The organism is Zobellella sp. An-6 (assembly GCF_052487945.1).
This window is the reverse complement of sequence record NZ_CP199259.1, coordinates 2,321,016-2,336,681: the sequence shown is the minus strand read 5'-3', so window position 1 is coordinate 2,336,681 and position 15,666 is coordinate 2,321,016. Positions and strand designations below refer to the sequence as shown.

General features: G+C 62.7%; 15 protein-coding genes. 13 read left to right on the top strand and 2 right to left on the bottom strand.

All coding sequences use genetic code 11. The annotated features are described in order from the left end of the window. Window positions 1-30: 30 nt before the first annotated feature. Complete coding sequence (hrpA, locus tag ACT7DK_RS10885; RefSeq protein WP_445399037.1) at window positions 31-3,918, top strand: ATP-dependent RNA helicase HrpA; 3,888 nt, start codon at window positions 31-33, stop codon at window positions 3,916-3,918. Between the two features lie 100 nt (window positions 3,919-4,018). On the opposite strand, the gene ACT7DK_RS10880 is transcribed toward hrpA, so the two are convergent. Beyond that, window positions 4,019-4,195 (bottom strand): hypothetical protein, encoded by a 177-nt coding sequence (locus ACT7DK_RS10880; protein WP_445399035.1) that lies wholly within the window; start codon window positions 4,193-4,195, stop codon window positions 4,019-4,021. 82 nt (window positions 4,196-4,277) lie between these two features. Here ACT7DK_RS10880 and rplY point away from each other — a divergent pair, with 82 nt between their 5' ends. The 3 genes from rplY (at window position 4,278) to ACT7DK_RS10865 (ending at window position 5,681) form a co-directional block, all read left to right on the top strand. Next, window positions 4,278-4,565 carry a 50S ribosomal protein L25 gene (rplY, locus tag ACT7DK_RS10875; protein WP_202088689.1) on the top strand — a complete coding sequence of 96 codons (288 nt, stop codon included), beginning with the start codon at window positions 4,278-4,280 and terminating at the stop codon, window positions 4,563-4,565. Between the two features lie 272 nt (window positions 4,566-4,837). Continuing rightward, the gene (locus tag ACT7DK_RS10870; RefSeq protein WP_445399032.1) at window positions 4,838-5,149 is read left to right on the top strand and encodes a cupin domain-containing protein; all 312 of its coding nucleotides are present in this window, start codon (window positions 4,838-4,840) and stop codon (window positions 5,147-5,149) included. A gap of 157 nt (window positions 5,150-5,306) precedes the next feature. Continuing rightward, window positions 5,307-5,681: an MmcQ/YjbR family DNA-binding protein gene (locus tag ACT7DK_RS10865; RefSeq protein ID WP_445399030.1), complete on the top strand. Its 375-nt coding sequence runs from the start codon at window positions 5,307-5,309 to the stop codon at window positions 5,679-5,681. Window positions 5,682-5,880: 199 nt separating this feature from the next. On the opposite strand, the gene yegD is transcribed toward ACT7DK_RS10865, so the two are convergent. Further along, on the bottom strand, window positions 5,881-7,239 hold the full coding sequence (yegD, locus tag ACT7DK_RS10860) for a molecular chaperone (RefSeq protein WP_445399028.1): 1,359 nt from the start codon (window positions 7,237-7,239) through the stop codon (window positions 5,881-5,883). A 363-nt stretch (window positions 7,240-7,602) separates the two neighbouring features. Here yegD and ACT7DK_RS10855 point away from each other — a divergent pair, with 363 nt between their 5' ends. From ACT7DK_RS10855 to ACT7DK_RS10815, 9 genes are all read left to right on the top strand, one after another. Continuing rightward, complete coding sequence (locus ACT7DK_RS10855; RefSeq protein ID WP_445399026.1) at window positions 7,603-8,238, top strand: phage tail protein; 636 nt, start codon at window positions 7,603-7,605, stop codon at window positions 8,236-8,238. Window positions 8,239-8,333: 95 nt separating this feature from the next. Then, complete coding sequence (locus tag ACT7DK_RS10850; RefSeq protein ID WP_445399024.1) at window positions 8,334-8,975, top strand: phage tail protein; 642 nt, start codon at window positions 8,334-8,336, stop codon at window positions 8,973-8,975. A gap of 104 nt (window positions 8,976-9,079) precedes the next feature. Further along, window positions 9,080-10,357 (top strand): hypothetical protein, encoded by a 1,278-nt coding sequence (locus tag ACT7DK_RS10845; RefSeq protein WP_445399022.1) that lies wholly within the window; start codon window positions 9,080-9,082, stop codon window positions 10,355-10,357. 9 nt (window positions 10,358-10,366) lie between these two features. Continuing rightward, on the top strand, window positions 10,367-11,323 hold the full coding sequence (locus ACT7DK_RS10840) for a methionyl-tRNA formyltransferase (RefSeq protein ID WP_445399020.1): 957 nt from the start codon (window positions 10,367-10,369) through the stop codon (window positions 11,321-11,323). 46 nt (window positions 11,324-11,369) lie between these two features. After that, window positions 11,370-11,663, top strand: a complete 294-nt coding sequence (locus tag ACT7DK_RS10835; RefSeq protein ID WP_445399018.1) for a DUF3175 domain-containing protein — start codon at window positions 11,370-11,372, stop codon at window positions 11,661-11,663. Window positions 11,664-11,813: 150 nt separating this feature from the next. Beyond that, window positions 11,814-12,599 (top strand): DUF5602 domain-containing protein, encoded by a 786-nt coding sequence (locus ACT7DK_RS10830; RefSeq protein ID WP_445399017.1) that lies wholly within the window; start codon window positions 11,814-11,816, stop codon window positions 12,597-12,599. Between the two features lie 189 nt (window positions 12,600-12,788). Beyond that, a complete protein-coding gene (locus ACT7DK_RS10825; RefSeq protein ID WP_445399015.1) occupies window positions 12,789-13,283 on the top strand; it encodes a GNAT family N-acetyltransferase in 495 nt (164 codons plus the stop codon). Window positions 13,284-13,287: 4 nt separating this feature from the next. Further along, window positions 13,288-14,157, top strand: a complete 870-nt coding sequence (locus ACT7DK_RS10820; protein ID WP_445399013.1) for a DMT family transporter — start codon at window positions 13,288-13,290, stop codon at window positions 14,155-14,157. Window positions 14,158-14,191: 34 nt separating this feature from the next. Continuing rightward, entirely contained in the window at window positions 14,192-15,652 is a 1,461-nt protein-coding gene (locus ACT7DK_RS10815) for a hypothetical protein (protein WP_445399011.1), read from the top strand. Window positions 15,653-15,666: the final 14 nt, after the last annotated feature.

Sequence of the window (15,666 nt, the reverse complement as noted above, 5' to 3'; positions counted from 1 at the left end):
TAGACTGCGCGCCAGTTTTAACAGGAGCAAATGGGGTTGGGTTTGGCGCAGTCCGTTGAACAGTTGCAGGCAAGGCTGAAAGAGTGCCGGGGCGCGGAGCGGGGGCGGTTTCGCCGCCGGTTGCAGGGGTTGGAAAAACTGCCCGAGGCAAAGCGGCAGCCGGTGTTGGAGAACATCGCCCTGGAGATGGCCACCTCCATGGCCGAGCGGGCCCGCAGGCAACAGTTGCTGCACAGCCCCATCCATTACCCGCCGCAACTGCCGGTGAGCGACAAGCGCGACACCATCAAGGCCGCCATTCGCGATCACCAGGTGGTGATCATCGCCGGCGAAACCGGCTCGGGCAAGACTACCCAGATCCCCAAGATGTGCCTGGAGCTGGGCCTCGGCATCGAGGGCACCATAGGCCACACCCAGCCCCGGCGGCTGGCGGCCCGCAGCGTGGCCAGCCGGCTGGCCCAGGAGCTGGAATGCGAGCTGGGCGAGCGGGTCGGCTACAAGGTGCGCTTCAACGACCAGGTGAGCAGCGAAACCCAGGTCAAGCTGATGACCGACGGAATCCTGCTGGCCGAGATCCAGCAGGACCGGATGCTTCGCCAGTACGACACCATCATCATCGACGAGGCCCACGAGCGCAGCCTCAACATCGACTTTATCCTGGGCTACCTGAAGCAGTTGCTGCCCAGGCGGCCCGATCTCAAGCTGATCATCACCTCGGCCACCATCGACCCCGAGCGCTTTTCCAACCACTTCGAGGGCGCGCCCATCATCTCGGTGTCCGGCCGCACCTACCCGGTGGAGCTGCGCTATCGCCCGCTGGTGGAAGACGACAGCGAGCGCGATCAGTTGCAGGGCATTTTCGATGCGGTGACCGAATTGACCCGCGAAGGCCCGGGCGACATCCTCATCTTTATGAACGGCGAGCGGGAGATCCGCGACACCGCCGATGCGCTGAACAAACTCGAACTGCGCCACACCGAAATAGTGCCGCTCTACTCGCGGCTGTCCAACGCCGAGCAGAACCGCATTTTCGAATCCCACACGGGCCGGCGCATCGTGCTCGCCACCAACGTGGCGGAAACCTCGCTCACCGTGCCCGGCATCCGTTACGTGATCGATCCGGGCACGGCGCGCATCAGCCGCTATTCCCACCGCACCAAGGTGCAGCGCCTGCCCATCGAGCCCGTGTCCCAGGCCAGCGCCAACCAGCGCATGGGCCGCTGCGGCCGGGTGGAGGCGGGCATCTGCATCCGCCTCTACGGCGAAGACGACTTTCTGAGCCGGCCGGAGTTCACCGACCCGGAGATCCTGCGCACCAACCTGGCCTCGGTCATTTTGCAGATGCTCTCCCTGGGGCTGGGCGACATTTCCGCCTTCCCCTTCGTGGAGGCGCCGGACAACAAGAACATCTCCGACGGCATCCGGCTGCTGGAAGAGCTGGGCGCCGTCACCGGCCACCAGGGTGAGCTCAAGCTGACCAAACTGGGCCAGGATCTGGCCCGGCTGCCGGTGGATCCGCGCCTGGGCCGCATGGTGCTGGCGGCGCGGGACCATGGCTGCGTGACCGAGGTGATGGTGATCACCGCCGCGCTCAGCATCCAGGATCCGCGCGAGCGCCCGCTCGACAAGCAGCAGGCCGCCGCCGAGATGCACCGCCGCTTCGCCGACGGCGATTCCGACTTTGTCGCCTACCTGAACCTGTGGAACTACCTCAGGGAGCAGCAGAAACTGCTGAGCGGCAACCAGTTCCGCAAGCAGTGCATCAAGGAATTCTTGAACTACCTGCGGGTGCGCGAGTGGCAGGACATCTACAGCCAGCTGCGGCTGGTGGTGCGTGAGCTGGGCTTTGCCCTCAACAGCGAGCCCGCCGACTACAACAGCCTGCACCGGGCGCTGCTCACCGGCATGCTGAGCCAGGTGGGCATGCGCGACGGCGACAAGAAGGAAATCCTGGGGGCACGCAACGCCCGCTTCGTGCTGGTGCCGGGCTCGGCATTGGCCAAGAAGCCGCCGCGCTGGCTGATGGTGGCCGAACTCACCGAAACCCAGCGCCTGTACGGCCGCATCGCCGCCAAGGTGGACCCGTGCTGGCTGGAGGAGGCGGGGGCGCATTTGCTCAAGTCCAGCTACAGCGAGCCCTACTGGTCCAGGAAGCAGGGGGCGGTGATGGGCTATGTGAGCCAGACCCTGTTCGGCCTGCCGGTGGTGGTGCGCCGGCGGGTGAACTATTCCCATGTGGACCCCAAACTGTGCCGCGAGCTGTTTATCCGCCAGGCGCTGGTGGAGGGGGAGCTCAGCACCCGCCACGAGTTCTTCCACCACAACCGGGCCCTGCTGGAGCAGGCCGAAACCCTGGAGCACAAGTCCCGCCGCCGGGATCTGGTGATCGACGACGAGACCCTGTTCCGCTTTTACGATGAACGGCTGCCGGCGGACATCGTCTCCATCCGCCATTTCGACAAGTGGTGGCAGAAGGCGCGCAAGGACAACCCCGAGCGGCTGCACTTTACCGAAGAGATGCTGCTGAACGAGCGGGCAGGGGCGGTGACGGTGCGCGACTACCCGGACGCCTGGCAGCACGACGGCCTGAACCTGGCCCTGGAGTACCAGTTCGAGCCGGGCAAGGACGAAGACGGCGTGACGGTGCGCATTCCGCTGCCGCTGCTCAACCAGGTGGCGGCCGAGCCCTTCGAATGGCAGGTGCCGGGGCTGCGCCGGGAGCTGCTGATCGCGCTGATCAAATCCCTGCCCAAGCCGATGCGCAAGCACTTTGTGCCGGCGCCCAACTTCGCCGAGGCGCTGCTGGCGGCCATGATCCCCTTCGAGGGCCGGCTGCTCGACCAGATGGAAAAACACCTGCGCCGCATGACCGGGGTGACGGTGCCGCGCGAGGACTGGGACTGGAGCGCGCTGCCGCCCCACCTCATCATGCGCTTTGCGGTGCTGGACGCGGACGGCAAGGAATTGGCCGCCGGCCGGGATCTGGAGCCGATAAAGCTCGCCCTGCAGGGCCAGGTACAGACGGCCCTGACCCAGGCGGTGGACGACGACCGTTTCGAGCAGGAAGGGCTGCTGACCTTTCCGGCCAAGGCCATTCCGCAGACCTTTGCCGCCAAACGCGCCGGCTTCGAGGTGAAGGCCTACCCGGCGCTGAGTGATCAGGGTGACAGCGTGGCGCTGCAGCTGTGCGAGGACGAGCCGAGCCAGGCCCGCACCATGTGGGACGGCCAGTGCAAGCTGCTGCAGCTGCAACTGCCGTCGCCCATCAAGTACCTGCAGGACAAGCTGCCCAACAAGGCCAAGCTCGGCCTTTACTTCAACCCCTACGGTAAGGTGCTGGATCTGGTGGACGACTGCATCCGCGCCGGCATCCACCAGCTGATGCGCCAGTACGGGGCGCCGGCCTGGACGCCGGAGGAGTTCGCCGCGCTCAAGGACAGGGTGGCCGGCGAGCTCAACCCCACGGTGGCGGCCATCGCCCTGCAGGTGGAAGAGGTGCTGAGCCGGGCCCAGGCCATCAAGAAACGGCTGAAGGGCAAGATCGATCTCGCCATGGCCATGGCGATGTCGGACATCCAGGCCCAGCTCGACGGCCTGATTTTCCGCGGCTTCGTCACCGACACCGGCGCCGAGCGGCTGAAAGATCTGAGCCGCTACCTGGAGGCCCTGAGCCGGCGCCTGGACAAGCTGGGCATAGATCCGCACCGGGACCGGGCCCACCTGCTGAAGATCCAGCAGGTGCAAACCGCCTACCAGGCGCTGCTGAACAAGCAGCCCAAGGGCAAGCCCCTGGCCCCGGAGGTGAAGGAAATACGCTGGATGATAGAAGAGCTGCGCGTGTCCTACTTCGCCCAGACCCTGGGCACCCCCTATCCGGTGTCGGACAAGCGGGTACTGCAGCAGATAGAAGGGTTGTAACAAGCCGGAAGCCATAAGCCGGAAGCTTGAAGAGGGCGGAAATGGGAAACCCGAGTCACGCCGGTGACTCGGGGCTTGCAACCACCAGGCTCCTTCACCATCATCCTTCCAGCTTCCAGCTTCCAGCTTCCAGCTTCCAGCTTCCAGCTTCCAGCTTCCAGCTTCCAGCTTCCAGCTTCCAGCTTCCAGCTTCCAGCTTCCAGCTTCCAGCTTCCAGCTTCCAGCTTCCAGCTTCCAGCTTCCAGCTTCCAGCTTCCAGCTTCCAGCTTGCCCTCACCCCCGGCGCGTGTTACCATCCGCGCGCTTTTTACAGGCGAAGGCCGGTCGCAGCTTTCGCCACTAACCTTAGAGAGAAAATTATGTCATTCGTATTTGAAGCCGAAGTCCGTTCAGACCTGGGGAAAGGTGCGAGCCGCCGCCTGCGTCATGAAGACAAAGTACCCGCCATCGTTTACGGCGGCGACCAGGAGCCGGTAGCCATCGCCCTGGACCACAAAAAAGCCATCATCGCCCAGCAAAACGACGCTTTCTACAGCGACGTGCTGACCCTGGTGATCAACGGCCAGGAAGTAAAAGTGAAGCTGCAAGACGTTCAGCGTCACCCCTACAAGCCCAAGCTGGCTCACCTGGACTTCGTTCGCGCCTAATCGCAACGAGCCCGAAAAAACCGCCGCAAGGCGGTTTTTTTATGTCCACCACTCACGTCGTTCAAATTATCGCCACTTGGCGCGTTTTGCATTCCCATTTCACCTTTTTGCAATTGCCTCCGCTCGCCAGCCCGTCCAGAATGGTTGCATATGGAAACCGTGGTGGCAGGAATGGCGGCCTGTAACGCCCGGGCGGTAGCGTGCCTGTTGCCGATGCGGGCCTTTATTGTGGCCTTATACTGGTATGCACTTATCTCTATTGGAGCAAATTTATGGAAGTAGTAAGAAGTAAAGAATTTAAGGCTGAGCGAGCCTGGGGTGCGAAGGATATTGCTAATATGAATGGCATAACGACGCGTCTGCATTGGACAGATCAGCCGTACAAGTGGCATGTTAATGATGGCGAAGAAGTGTTCGTTGTTTTGGATGGACAAGTTGAAATGTATTATCGGTTTAGCGGTAAAGAAGAGTCGGTTTTATTGAATGCAGGTGATATTTTTTTCGCTTCAATTGGTACCGAGCATGTTGCCCACCCCATAGGGGAAGCAAGGGTGCTGGTGGTGGAATGTGAAGGTAGTGTATAAATTCGATTTACGCTGCGCTTCAAGCTCTCTCTGAATCGGGCGTTATGGTGATAAGCTGCCAATAAGTCTGCACGTATCCGCAAACACTTGCCATTGCCCAAGGGACAGAACTGTGACCACCCCGATGACAATGCCATGAGAACGGAAGGAGACAAGCTTGAATTATAATGCATTCAACCAATTTTGTGGCTCTATGCATGCAACCACCCATGTTGTTCAATGGGGGGACGCTCACGTTTGGAAAGTCGGTGGCAAAGTATTCGCCATCGGTGGTTGGGGCAAGCAGGGTCAACCGGCATTCACTTTTAAAACATCAAATCTGAATTTTGAATTTCTCAGTAGCCATGAAGGTTATCGGCCTGCGCCCTATTTCGCCAGCCGTGGCATGAAATGGATACAGCAGACCGACACCTCCGGTATCTTGGACGAGGAGTTGAAGTACTATTTATCCGAGTCATATCGGATAGTGTCACTCGGCCTCAGCAAGCGAAAACAACAAGAGCTGGGTATAAACCCGCTGCCAAAACCCTGAGCCGGTCTCGTGACAAGGTGTTCAATGGCAACTTTCAATATCTGGCGGTGTTATTTCACCGTTAAGTTTGGATGATATTGAAACGATAACAGTTTTCATTTGGCTGTCTGGTTTTTCAAGTCTGTAAAATTCACGGACTCAAGGCGGTTAAAGGTCAGGGATGGTAAAGTTTAATCGCCTTGAAGTATGGCTGTTTTTTCTATGAGTAAATAGTCCGGGCCCAACGTGTCAGGCCGGCGGTAACACTGCCGAAATGGTCACCTATGACAATGGGGGTATGCTGAAACTGCTGTTTTAAAAACTGATTTATTACGGGAGATTTAGCGGTGCCTCCGGTAACAAAGACCACATCGGGCTGGCAGCTGGCCTGAGCAATGGCATCTGCCATTAGTGCGGCTATGGCACCCAGTTCGCGCTTGCATGCCTTGGCAAAGCCATCCCTATCCAGGCTGACGGTCAGTCCGTCATCGATGTCGGATAAATCCACCTGCTGTTGCATGTGATCCGTTAAGGCAATTTTGCTCTGCTCTGCGGCGTTGACCACACGATAGCTCAATTTTTGTTGTTGCACGGTCAATAAGCGTCTTAATAACCGGGGCTGCTCCGCATCACGGATCAGCTGTTGTAAAAAACGGCCATTGGCGGCGCTATAAAATTCGGTTTGATGAGTAATGTTGTTAATTGCCACGGCTTGCCAGTAGCTGTTGACTGGCATGGCCTTTCCCGTTTTCAACATGGTATCCATGCCAAAACTTGGCATAATACCTTTAAGCGCAAAGGCAATGTCAAAATCATTACCGCCAATACGCTCGCCACTGTGGCTTAACAGGTCACCGGCTCTATCTTGTGAAGCGGCTTGTTTAGGGCCCATTAACAACATTGAGCAATCCGTGGTGCCGCCGCCAATATCCACTACCAGAACCCTGGTTTCCTTATTCAGGCTGGCTTCATACTCAAAGCCCGCGGCAACTGGCTCAAATTGAAATTCAACATCTTTAAAGCCGACGCGCTTTGCGGCATTGGTCAATATTGTCAGTGCTTGCTGGTTGCTTTCTTCACCACGTAAACCTTGAAAGTTAACAGGGCGGCCGATAACCGTTTGGCTAACAGTTCTTCCGAGTGCCGCTTCGGTGAGCATTTTTATATTGCTCATCATGGCCGCAACAATGTCTTCGAATAATTCAACCTGTTGTGGCATTAAACCGCTGGCGCCAAGGAATGATTTTGGCGACTTTATGTAGTAACCTTCATCGGGCTCCTGCAAGTAGTTGTTTAATGCTTGCTGGCCAAACGACAATTCGGTTGGGCAGCCATCCAATGTAAGCTCTCTTAATACGGCTTGCCCTTTTTGCAATTGCCTCTGGCGTTGCTGCTGAAAATTTTTTTGCTCTGCCAATGGCAAGTGCTTGCACAGCCAGTTGACAATGACATCACGACTCGGAGCATACAACGTTGACGATATATATCGACCATGATCACCTAAAGGTAAAATTTGGGGGTTATTTCCTTCCATAATACCGACGGCACAGTTTGATGTACCGTAGTCAAATCCGATCATGTTGATGTCCAAAAGCAAAAAAGGCCGCATAGGATACAGGGGCATTCATCGCCGGGCAAGGTGTTCGGGAATTCAGACAAGCGCGAATTCAACTCACAAGTGCAACACGCATGACTGAAGGGGTGGCCGAGCGGGTCCATTGCGCCCGCCCATCCGGCGTGCATAGCCGACGGCGCTATCGCTTTCACGGACACGCCGCGATCGACTCAACCAGTCGGACCAGTTTGGAGCCTTATTTTTCTTGCTCCCTTCAAAAATTACTTTAGGGTAGAGATGGCTTCCTGGGTGGTAGTCGGGTGTTCCCAGGAGACGAACGACGCACATCACGCCGGCGCGCCGGCATAACAGGGAAGGATGATTAGCATGCAAGATTCGTTGACCATGGGAACCATATTGCCGCTGGGCATTACCTTTGCTCCGGCATACACCTACCGCTGCTATGGCCAGCAGCTGGCCATTAACCAAGAGCAGGCCCTCTACAGCCTGATGGGAACCTATTTCGGCGGCGACGGGCGGGTGAATTTCGGCCTGCCCGATCTGCGTGGCCGGGCCGCCGTCGGCACCGGCCAGGGGCCGGGGCTGGTCGAACTGGGTCTGGGCCAGCGTGTTGGCTCCCAAACGCAGACATTGTCGGTCGACAACTTGCCAAGCCATAACCACCAGGCGGCCATCGCTATCCAGTCGGCCAGCGCCGAGGTCAGCGTACAGAGCACCCTCTATGTGAACGGCGGCAAGGGCAACAGCTCCACCGCCGAAGGCAACTACCTGGCGACGGCGACGGCGGGCCTGGCGGCCGTGACCAACGGCTACGCCAATAGCGCGGACAGCAACCTGAACGACGGTGCCATCCAGAGCAGCGCCCAGCTCAGCGATCTGCAGATCCAGGGCGGCGTCACGGTGGATGATACCGGCGAGTCGGCGGCGTTTTCCATCCAGAGCCCGGTCCAGGCGGTGACCTACGTGATCCTGGCCGGCGGCCTGTATCCCCAGCGGCCGTAACCGGATAGTGCGGAACCTTTCCCCGGTGGCGGGCGGTCTCCGGGGAGCCTCAGACAACCACCACGCCGGACTGCCGGCAGACAAGGAAGACCAAAATGCAAGATACCTTGACCATGGGCACCATTTTGCCGCTGGGCATTACCTTTGCCCCGAGGAATACCTACCCCTGTGATGGCCGGTTGCTGGCCATCGCCGATGAAACGGCGCTCTACAGCCTGATGGGCGATGCTTTCGGCGGCGACGGACGGGTGACGTTCGGCCTGCCCGACCTGCGCGGCCGGGCCGCCATCGGCACCGGCCAGGGGCCGGGGCTGGACAACTATGTGCTGGGTGAACGTGATGGCTCCCCGACGCAAAGATTGTCTACCCTCAATATGCCGAGCCATACCCACGCGGCGGCCATCGCTATCCAGTCGGCCAGCGCCGAGGTCAGCGTACAGAGCACCCTCTATGTGAACGGCGGCAAGGGCAACAGCTCCACCGCCGAAGGCAACTACCTGGCGACGGCGACGGCGGGCCTGGCGGCCGTGACCAACGGCTACGCCAATACCGCGGACAGCAGCCTGAACGGCGGCACCATCCACAGCAGCGCCCAGCTCAGCGATCTGCAGATCCAGGGCGGCGTCGCGGTGGGGAACACCGGCGGTTCGCAGCCCTTTTCCACCCAGAGCCCGGTTCAGGCGGTGACCTACGTGATCCTGGGCAGTCAGGGCGGGTCGTATCCCATGCGGCCCTGATGGACCCTGGCCACGGCGCGTTCAATGCCGTGGCCTCTACCCGTTTTTCGCGCGGCACGACCTGCGCCAGGCGCGTTTAATTTCGAGACGGAAAAGGAAAGGCCATGAGATTGGAACAGGCACAGCACCAGGCCGGCGACGCCGCCCCCTCGACCCAGCCGCTCAAGGCGGACACCGCCTTCGTCGATCCCCAACTGGAAAGGCTCTTCACCCAGTCGCTGCGACGCCAGCTGGAAAACCTGCTGCATGCGGTGCCAGAGGATGAACAGCAGCAGCGGCTCAGGCAGCAGGTGGAAACCCTGGCCTCGACCCTGCTGCAGGACGGCCAGGCGGACCACCAGCAGCTGGTGGACCTCTTCGCCGAGACCGCCAGCCAGCTGTTCACCGTCTACCAACAGAGCGAGCTCGGCGAGGCGCAGGATACCCGCCAGTTCTTTACCCGCACCGGCTGCGTCATGGCGGTCAAGGACGCCGTGCATACCTGCAAGGACATCTACCGGGTCCGGGCCTTTATCCGCGGCGTCGACCAGGCCATCCGGGCGCAGAGCAGCCGGGATCCGGCCCAGCCGCTGCGGGTGCTGTACCCGGCCTGCGGCCCCTTCGCGCCCCTGCTGCTGCCGCTGATCCGCCATTACAAGGCACGGCCCCAGGCCGGGCTGCGCCCCTTGCGGGTCACCCTGATCGACATTCAGGAAGGGGCCGTGCAGGTGCTGCGCAACCTGATCCGGGCGCTGGACATCGAGGACTGTATCGAAGACGTCCTGTGCATGGACGTCATGGACTACCGGCCGGACCAGCCCTTGGATCTGCTGATGCTGGAGGCCCTGCAACGGGGGTTCAGCCGCGAGGGACACCTCAGCATGGCGCGGCACCTGGGCCACTACCTGGCAGAGGATGCGCTGATGATCCCCGAGCGCATCCGGGTGCGGGCCTTCCTCAACGAAGGCCAGGCCGAATTCGTGGACCAGTGGCGGGACGCCGGCTATACCCACTCCAGCAAGGTCAAGCCGGAGGCCGCCGGCACCCGGGTCGAGCTGGGCACCATCCTGGATCTGACCCTGGACTCGCTGCGGCAACTCAAGGAAATCCGGCTGGGGCAGGGGGCCTCGGTGATCGAATGCGGCCGGGTCCAGCTGCCCAAGGACCAGCCCGGCTTGTCGCGCAAGCTGATGCTCTATTGCGTGGAAGCCACCACCTTCGGCGAGGAAGGGATCCGCGAGTACGATTCGGGCATCTGCCATCCGTTGCCCGACACCTCGGTGTGCATCGACTTCCGGCCCCGCGCCGCCGAGCCCGACGACCTGCTGCTGAAAAGCGGCGATCACATCCAGTTTTATTACAAGCTGACCGGCCAGCCCGGCTTTATGCCCACCTGGGCCTAGGAGGCCAATATGAATCCTGATGTCCACCGGCCCGGGGCGGTCAAGGTCGTGTTCTTCTCTTCCAGCCTGCTGGCGCTGCCCGCCATCCTGCACCTGCACGGCCAGGGCCGGCTGGCCGCCGTGGTGCTGACGCCGCGCCCGGACGGCGAGTTCGCCCTGTTCGAGCAACAGTTGCAGCAGGCCGGCATCGTCCGCCTGCCGCTGATGCCGGATCAGCCGGACGGCTGTGTCGCCGCGGTGCGGGATCTGGGGGCGGATCTCGGCCTGATCTGCGCCTTTCGCCACCGCCTGCCCGAGGCGCTGCGCACGGCGCCGGCCTGGGGCTGCTACAACATCCACCCCTCCCACCTGCCGGCCTACCGCGGCGCCCAGCCCCTGTACTGGCTGATCCGCGAAGGCCATCGTCATTCCCAATACAGCGTGATCCGGGCCGAGGAAGGGATGGACACCGGCCCGGTGCTGCTGCAGGAGCCCTTCGAGATCGGGCCCTACGACACCCTGAATGCCCTGCTCGGGCGGATGGCGGCCCGGTTGCCGGCACTGGTCGAGCGGGTGGTTGAACAACTGGCGGCGACGGGCGGCAAGCCTTCGCTGCGGCCCCAGGACGGGGAGGGCGCCAGCCTGGCGCCGATGCCGACGCCGGACAAGCTTGGGGTGGACTGGCGCCAGCAGGATGCGGCCCGGATCGCCGACATGGTGCGGGCGGGCAATCCCCAGTACGGCAGCCTGCTGCGGATGGGCGCGAGCCAGGTGCAGCTGCTGCAGGCCACGGCCCTGCAGGAGGACAACTTCGGCCTCAGGCCGGGCACCATCATGAGCATCGATCTGGCCACCGGTCTCAAGGTGGCGACCCGAGACGGCGTGCTGCGCCTGGATATAGTGATGAACAACGACGGCGTCTTCGACGGTTACCGCTTCGCCATGCACACCGGCCTGAGCGTGGCCATGTGCTTCGATAGCCAGTAAGCGCCCGCCAAGGCCGGCACGGCCTGCCTGCACACCAGGAGCGGTCATGAAAAAGCCGACACAGTGGTCCCGGCAAGTCACCGAGCGCAGCCCGGCGCTGGATCTCGAGCCGGGTGTGTTCTCCTGGGAGGATCCGCGCAAGATTGCCGAATCCCTCAAGCGCGCCGCCGACGGCAGCGAGCGCCGCAAGGCATCGCCCTTTGCCTCGGCCATGTCGATGCTCAACTTCTATATCAACCGGGCCGGCCGGCAGCTCTCCGGGGAGCGGCGCCGGATCCTCGAGGCGGCCAAGGACGAGCTGAGGGCCCTGTACGGAAAACCCAGGCGCAACAGGCCCTGAATGGCCGCCACCGACCCATACCGCATCCGCCGCAAGATTAATCTGGTGCGGACCCTGGCGCTAACGCGGGGCCGGAACCATTCTTGTCGAACGGGCCGGCGCATCCTGTTTGGCGCCGGCGATTCAGGGTGAGAACACGAGGGATCCCGTATGATGCGACTCAGTCCTGCCGACCGCGGCCAGCGGTGTGCGTTGTTTGCGCTGGGCACGGCGTTGCTTGCCGGCTGTGCCATGCCCGACCGGGCGGCTTATTCCCCGGCCGGCACCTACGAGGGGCCGCCGGTGGCCATCGGCCAGGGGCAGGCGCGCACCTTCGTCGTGCTGGATGAGCGGGGGCAGGCCAACACGCTCGGGATCAGGCTGAGCGAGGCGGCGTTGTCCGGCCTGCCGGCCGACGGCGAACGGGAATACCCGCTGAGCCTGCCCGAGGAAGCCGCCGGCACCGGCTACGACCATGTCACCGTCGACTGGAATCCCCATGGCCATATCCCCCCGGGCATCTACGACAAGCCCCACTTCGACTTCCACTTCTACGTGATCGATAAGGAGCAACGCAATGCCATCACCGTCGAGGGGGAAGATCTGGAACGGGCGCGCAAGGCACCCGAGCCCGCCCATATGCCGGCGGGCTACGTGCTGCCGCCGGGCACCGAGGTGCCGAGAATGGGGGCCCACGCCGTCGATCCCGGCAGCGACGAGTTCCAGGACAAGCCCTTTACCCAGACCTTTATCTACGGTTTCTACGACGGGCGCATCGTCTTCGTGGAGCCGATGATGACGCTGGAATTCCTGGCATCCCGCCCGGCGGTCTCGACCCCGGTGAAACAGCCGGAGGTCCATGATCCCGCTTTCGCCTATCCCACCGGGTATGGCGTACGCTACGACGCCGCGAGCGCAGAATACGAGATCAGGCTGGAAGGGCTCGTCCGGCACTGATTTGCTCCGGCCATGGCGAGCCGTCCGACGGGATCCCCGACAGTCGCGGCGCTGACAGGGTGGCGGTGCGCGACCGCCGGCGGATCCCGGTCTGGACAACAAGCCCGGCCATCCCCAAAATGTGTTCCATACAAAGCCTTTCATCCGTCGATGAAGGCCCGGATCTTCAAAGCAGACTAAGGACCCGCCTTGACCATCAGCATCCGGCATTGCGAACTTTCGGATAACCCCGATCTGTTCGAGATCTACCGTCATACCGCTGTGACCGAAAACTCCTCCCAGCTGCCCTACCTCAGCCGCGAACAGGTGGCCGGGCTCTTCCACCAGGCCGGCCATTACACCCTGGTGGCGGAGACGGAGGGCCGGGTGGTGGGGCACCTGACCCTGTTCCTCCGCCACAAGCCGCGGGAGCGGCACGGCGCCATGCTGGCAATAGCGGTGCACCCCGACAGCCAGGGCCGGGGCGTGGGGCGGCTCCTGATGCAGGCGGCCATCGAACAGGCCGACCACTGGCTGAACCTGGTGCGGTTGGAGCTGGAAGTGCAGGCGGATAACGCCCCCGCCCAGGCGCTGTACCGCAGCCTGGGGTTCGAGCAGGAAGGAGTGAAACGGCTGGCCACCTTCAAGGCGGGGCGCTACCACGATGTGGTGCTGATGGCGCGTATCCGCCCCGATCTGGCCTGATCCCATGCTGTACAGCCTGCTCTGCGCCACCCTGTGGGCCTCCACCGGCCTGTTCGTCAAACTCTTTCAGGGGCTGGGCATGTCCCAGGTGATCTGGGGGCGCTTTCTGGTGGCGCTTGCCTGCGGCTGGCTGTTTGTGGTGCTCACCCGCCGGGCCCGGCCCGCGCGCCTGCCGCCGACGCGCCGCTACGGCCTGGCCGCCGCCATGACCGGCTATTACGTGCTGGCGACCTATGCCTTCTATTACGCGCCGGTGGGGGTGGCGGCCCTGCTCATTGCCCTGGCGCCGCTCTTTACCTTTCTGCTCAAACTGATTGCCACCCGCCGCTACCAGACCAATGAGGCGGCGGGTTTCGTACTGTCTTTTGCCGGGCTGTTGCTGTATTTCGGCAGCCGGGAGGGCGGCGCGGGCGAGGTGCCGGCCAGCCTGTGGCTGGGCGGCCTGTGCGGCCTGGGGGCGGCCATGCTGCGCGCGCTGTTCACCCATGTCGCCTGGCAAGGCGCCCAGCAAGGCAAACCGATGGACAGCTTTTATACCAGCAACGACATTTTCGTGCTCGGCCTGGTGCTGTTGTTGCCGGCGGTGCTGGCGCAGCCGCTTACCGCGCACAGCCTGGGCCCGGCCAACCTGGCCTGCCTGCTGGGGCTGGGGGTAGTGGCCACCTTTCTGCCCAACATTTTCAACAACCAGGCGTCGCTCAGGCTGGACCCGACCCTGCACAACATCATCGGCATGTCCACGCCCATCAGCGCCAGCATCATGGCCTGGCTCTGGCTGGGCGAGGCCCAGAGCGCCGGCGCCCTGCTCGGCATGGTCATCACCCTGGCGGGCATAGGGGTGTCCATATGGCGACCCCGCCGTCGCTCAACCTGAAGGGTGCCGCCACCCGCAGACAGAAGGAAACCAGATGCTGAATACCTTTTTGGACCCGAAGATGGCCGCGGCGGCGCGGGCCGGTTTGATCGGCCTGGTCGGGCTGGGCCTGGCGGCGTGCCAGGGCGGCAACACCGCCAACAGCGTACAACCGGCCCCGCCCGCTTCCTCACCATACCGGCTTGCCGCCGCCGAGGTGTCCGATCCGGGCGTTATCCAGTTCAGGATCAACCCGTCGGGAGTCGGAGCCTATTACGGCTGGCAGATGCAGGTGACAAAGGCCGCGCGCAACCAGGGTTTCAAACCCTTTATCACCGAGCAGCTTTCCGCCGGGGCGAGCAAGGAATATGCGCTGTGGCCGGACCGCTATGCGGTGAATGTGTATCGCCTGGGCAAGCTGGAATTCAGCGACTGGGTCGAGGTGGTGCCGGGCGAAATCACCGTGGTGTATGCGGATTACGGCCTGTTGTTCGACGATATCGTGATCAGCCGGGAACCCGATCCGACCCGGGCCAGCCCGGAGCTGGATACCCGCGCCTGGCGCACGCCCGTCTCGGCCAGCTATGGCCCCGAAGCGCTCTTTGCCCACAACGGCTACCGGGCCGAATATACCGGCCCGCAAAACAACGGCGACCGGGTCGGCACCGGCCGGGTCGAGATCACCCGGCACGGGCAACCCTTTGCCGAGATCACTCATGCCGAGGTGACCGGCGACAAGATCACCGGCGAGACCCGGTATGCCGATGGCCGCGAGGTGGATGGCGACTACCTGAACCACAGCCACCAGATTGAGCCGGGCAGCACCACCACCTGGCCCGACGGCACCCGCTTTACCGGCAGCTACCGGGCCTTTGAGCCACAGCAGGGCGAATTGCACATGGCCGACGGCAACGTCTGGCGGGGGCCGGTCAGCGAGCGCAAACCGGCCGGCCAGGGGCGCCTGATCTGGTGGCAAGGCGGCTGGATGGACATGCCCGACGGGGCGGCCTTTCCCCACCAGACCGGTACATTCAGCTGCGGCGGGGAACGGGTGCCGGCCGGCGAATGCTATTACTACAGCGGTAAAAAACTCGCCGGCGCCGAAGCGCTGGCCGCCCTGATGGCGCGCGATCGCCAACTGGCCGCCGACCGCCGGCGCGAGGCGGAGAGCGCGCCGGCCGCCGCCGCACCAGTGGCGGAACCGGCCGGTTGCCGCGCGGCCAGCGGCACCTTCCGCGACCAAACCGGCAACTCGACCCTGCGCCTGGACGGCCCCGGCCAGGGCAACGGCAGCCTGGTGAGCTACACCAAAGGCGGGGCGGCGAAATACCGCTTTGACATCGGCTTCAGCTTTACCACCACCGCCGACAGCATGTCGGTCACCTACGGCAACGGCACCTACAGCGATGCGGCCAGCGGCCAGGTGCTGCAGCGCATGAGCGCCCCCTCGGGCACGGTACCCTGCCGGTACGATGGCCGCGTGCTGGTGTTCGACGGGGTGGAGTACTACCGTTGAACCAGCCGCAACCG

Coding starts and splice junctions, on each gene's coding strand:
- ACT7DK_RS10855 (WP_445399026.1), top strand. CDS start 7,603: ATGCAAGATTCGTTGACCATGGGAACCATATTGCCGCTGGGCATTACC.
- hrpA (WP_445399037.1), top strand. CDS start 31: ATGGGGTTGGGTTTGGCGCAGTCCGTTGAACAGTTGCAGGCAAGGCTG.
- ACT7DK_RS10820 (WP_445399013.1), top strand. CDS start 13,288: ATGCTGTACAGCCTGCTCTGCGCCACCCTGTGGGCCTCCACCGGCCTG.
- ACT7DK_RS10840 (WP_445399020.1), top strand. CDS start 10,367: ATGAATCCTGATGTCCACCGGCCCGGGGCGGTCAAGGTCGTGTTCTTC.
- ACT7DK_RS10850 (WP_445399024.1), top strand. CDS start 8,334: ATGCAAGATACCTTGACCATGGGCACCATTTTGCCGCTGGGCATTACC.
- ACT7DK_RS10870 (WP_445399032.1), top strand. CDS start 4,838: ATGGAAGTAGTAAGAAGTAAAGAATTTAAGGCTGAGCGAGCCTGGGGT.
- ACT7DK_RS10845 (WP_445399022.1), top strand. CDS start 9,080: ATGAGATTGGAACAGGCACAGCACCAGGCCGGCGACGCCGCCCCCTCG.
- rplY (WP_202088689.1), top strand. CDS start 4,278: ATGTCATTCGTATTTGAAGCCGAAGTCCGTTCAGACCTGGGGAAAGGT.
- ACT7DK_RS10815 (WP_445399011.1), top strand. CDS start 14,192: ATGCTGAATACCTTTTTGGACCCGAAGATGGCCGCGGCGGCGCGGGCC.
- ACT7DK_RS10830 (WP_445399017.1), top strand. CDS start 11,814: ATGATGCGACTCAGTCCTGCCGACCGCGGCCAGCGGTGTGCGTTGTTT.
- ACT7DK_RS10835 (WP_445399018.1), top strand. CDS start 11,370: ATGAAAAAGCCGACACAGTGGTCCCGGCAAGTCACCGAGCGCAGCCCG.
- yegD (WP_445399028.1), bottom strand. CDS start 7,239: ATGATCGGATTTGACTACGGTACATCAAACTGTGCCGTCGGTATTATG.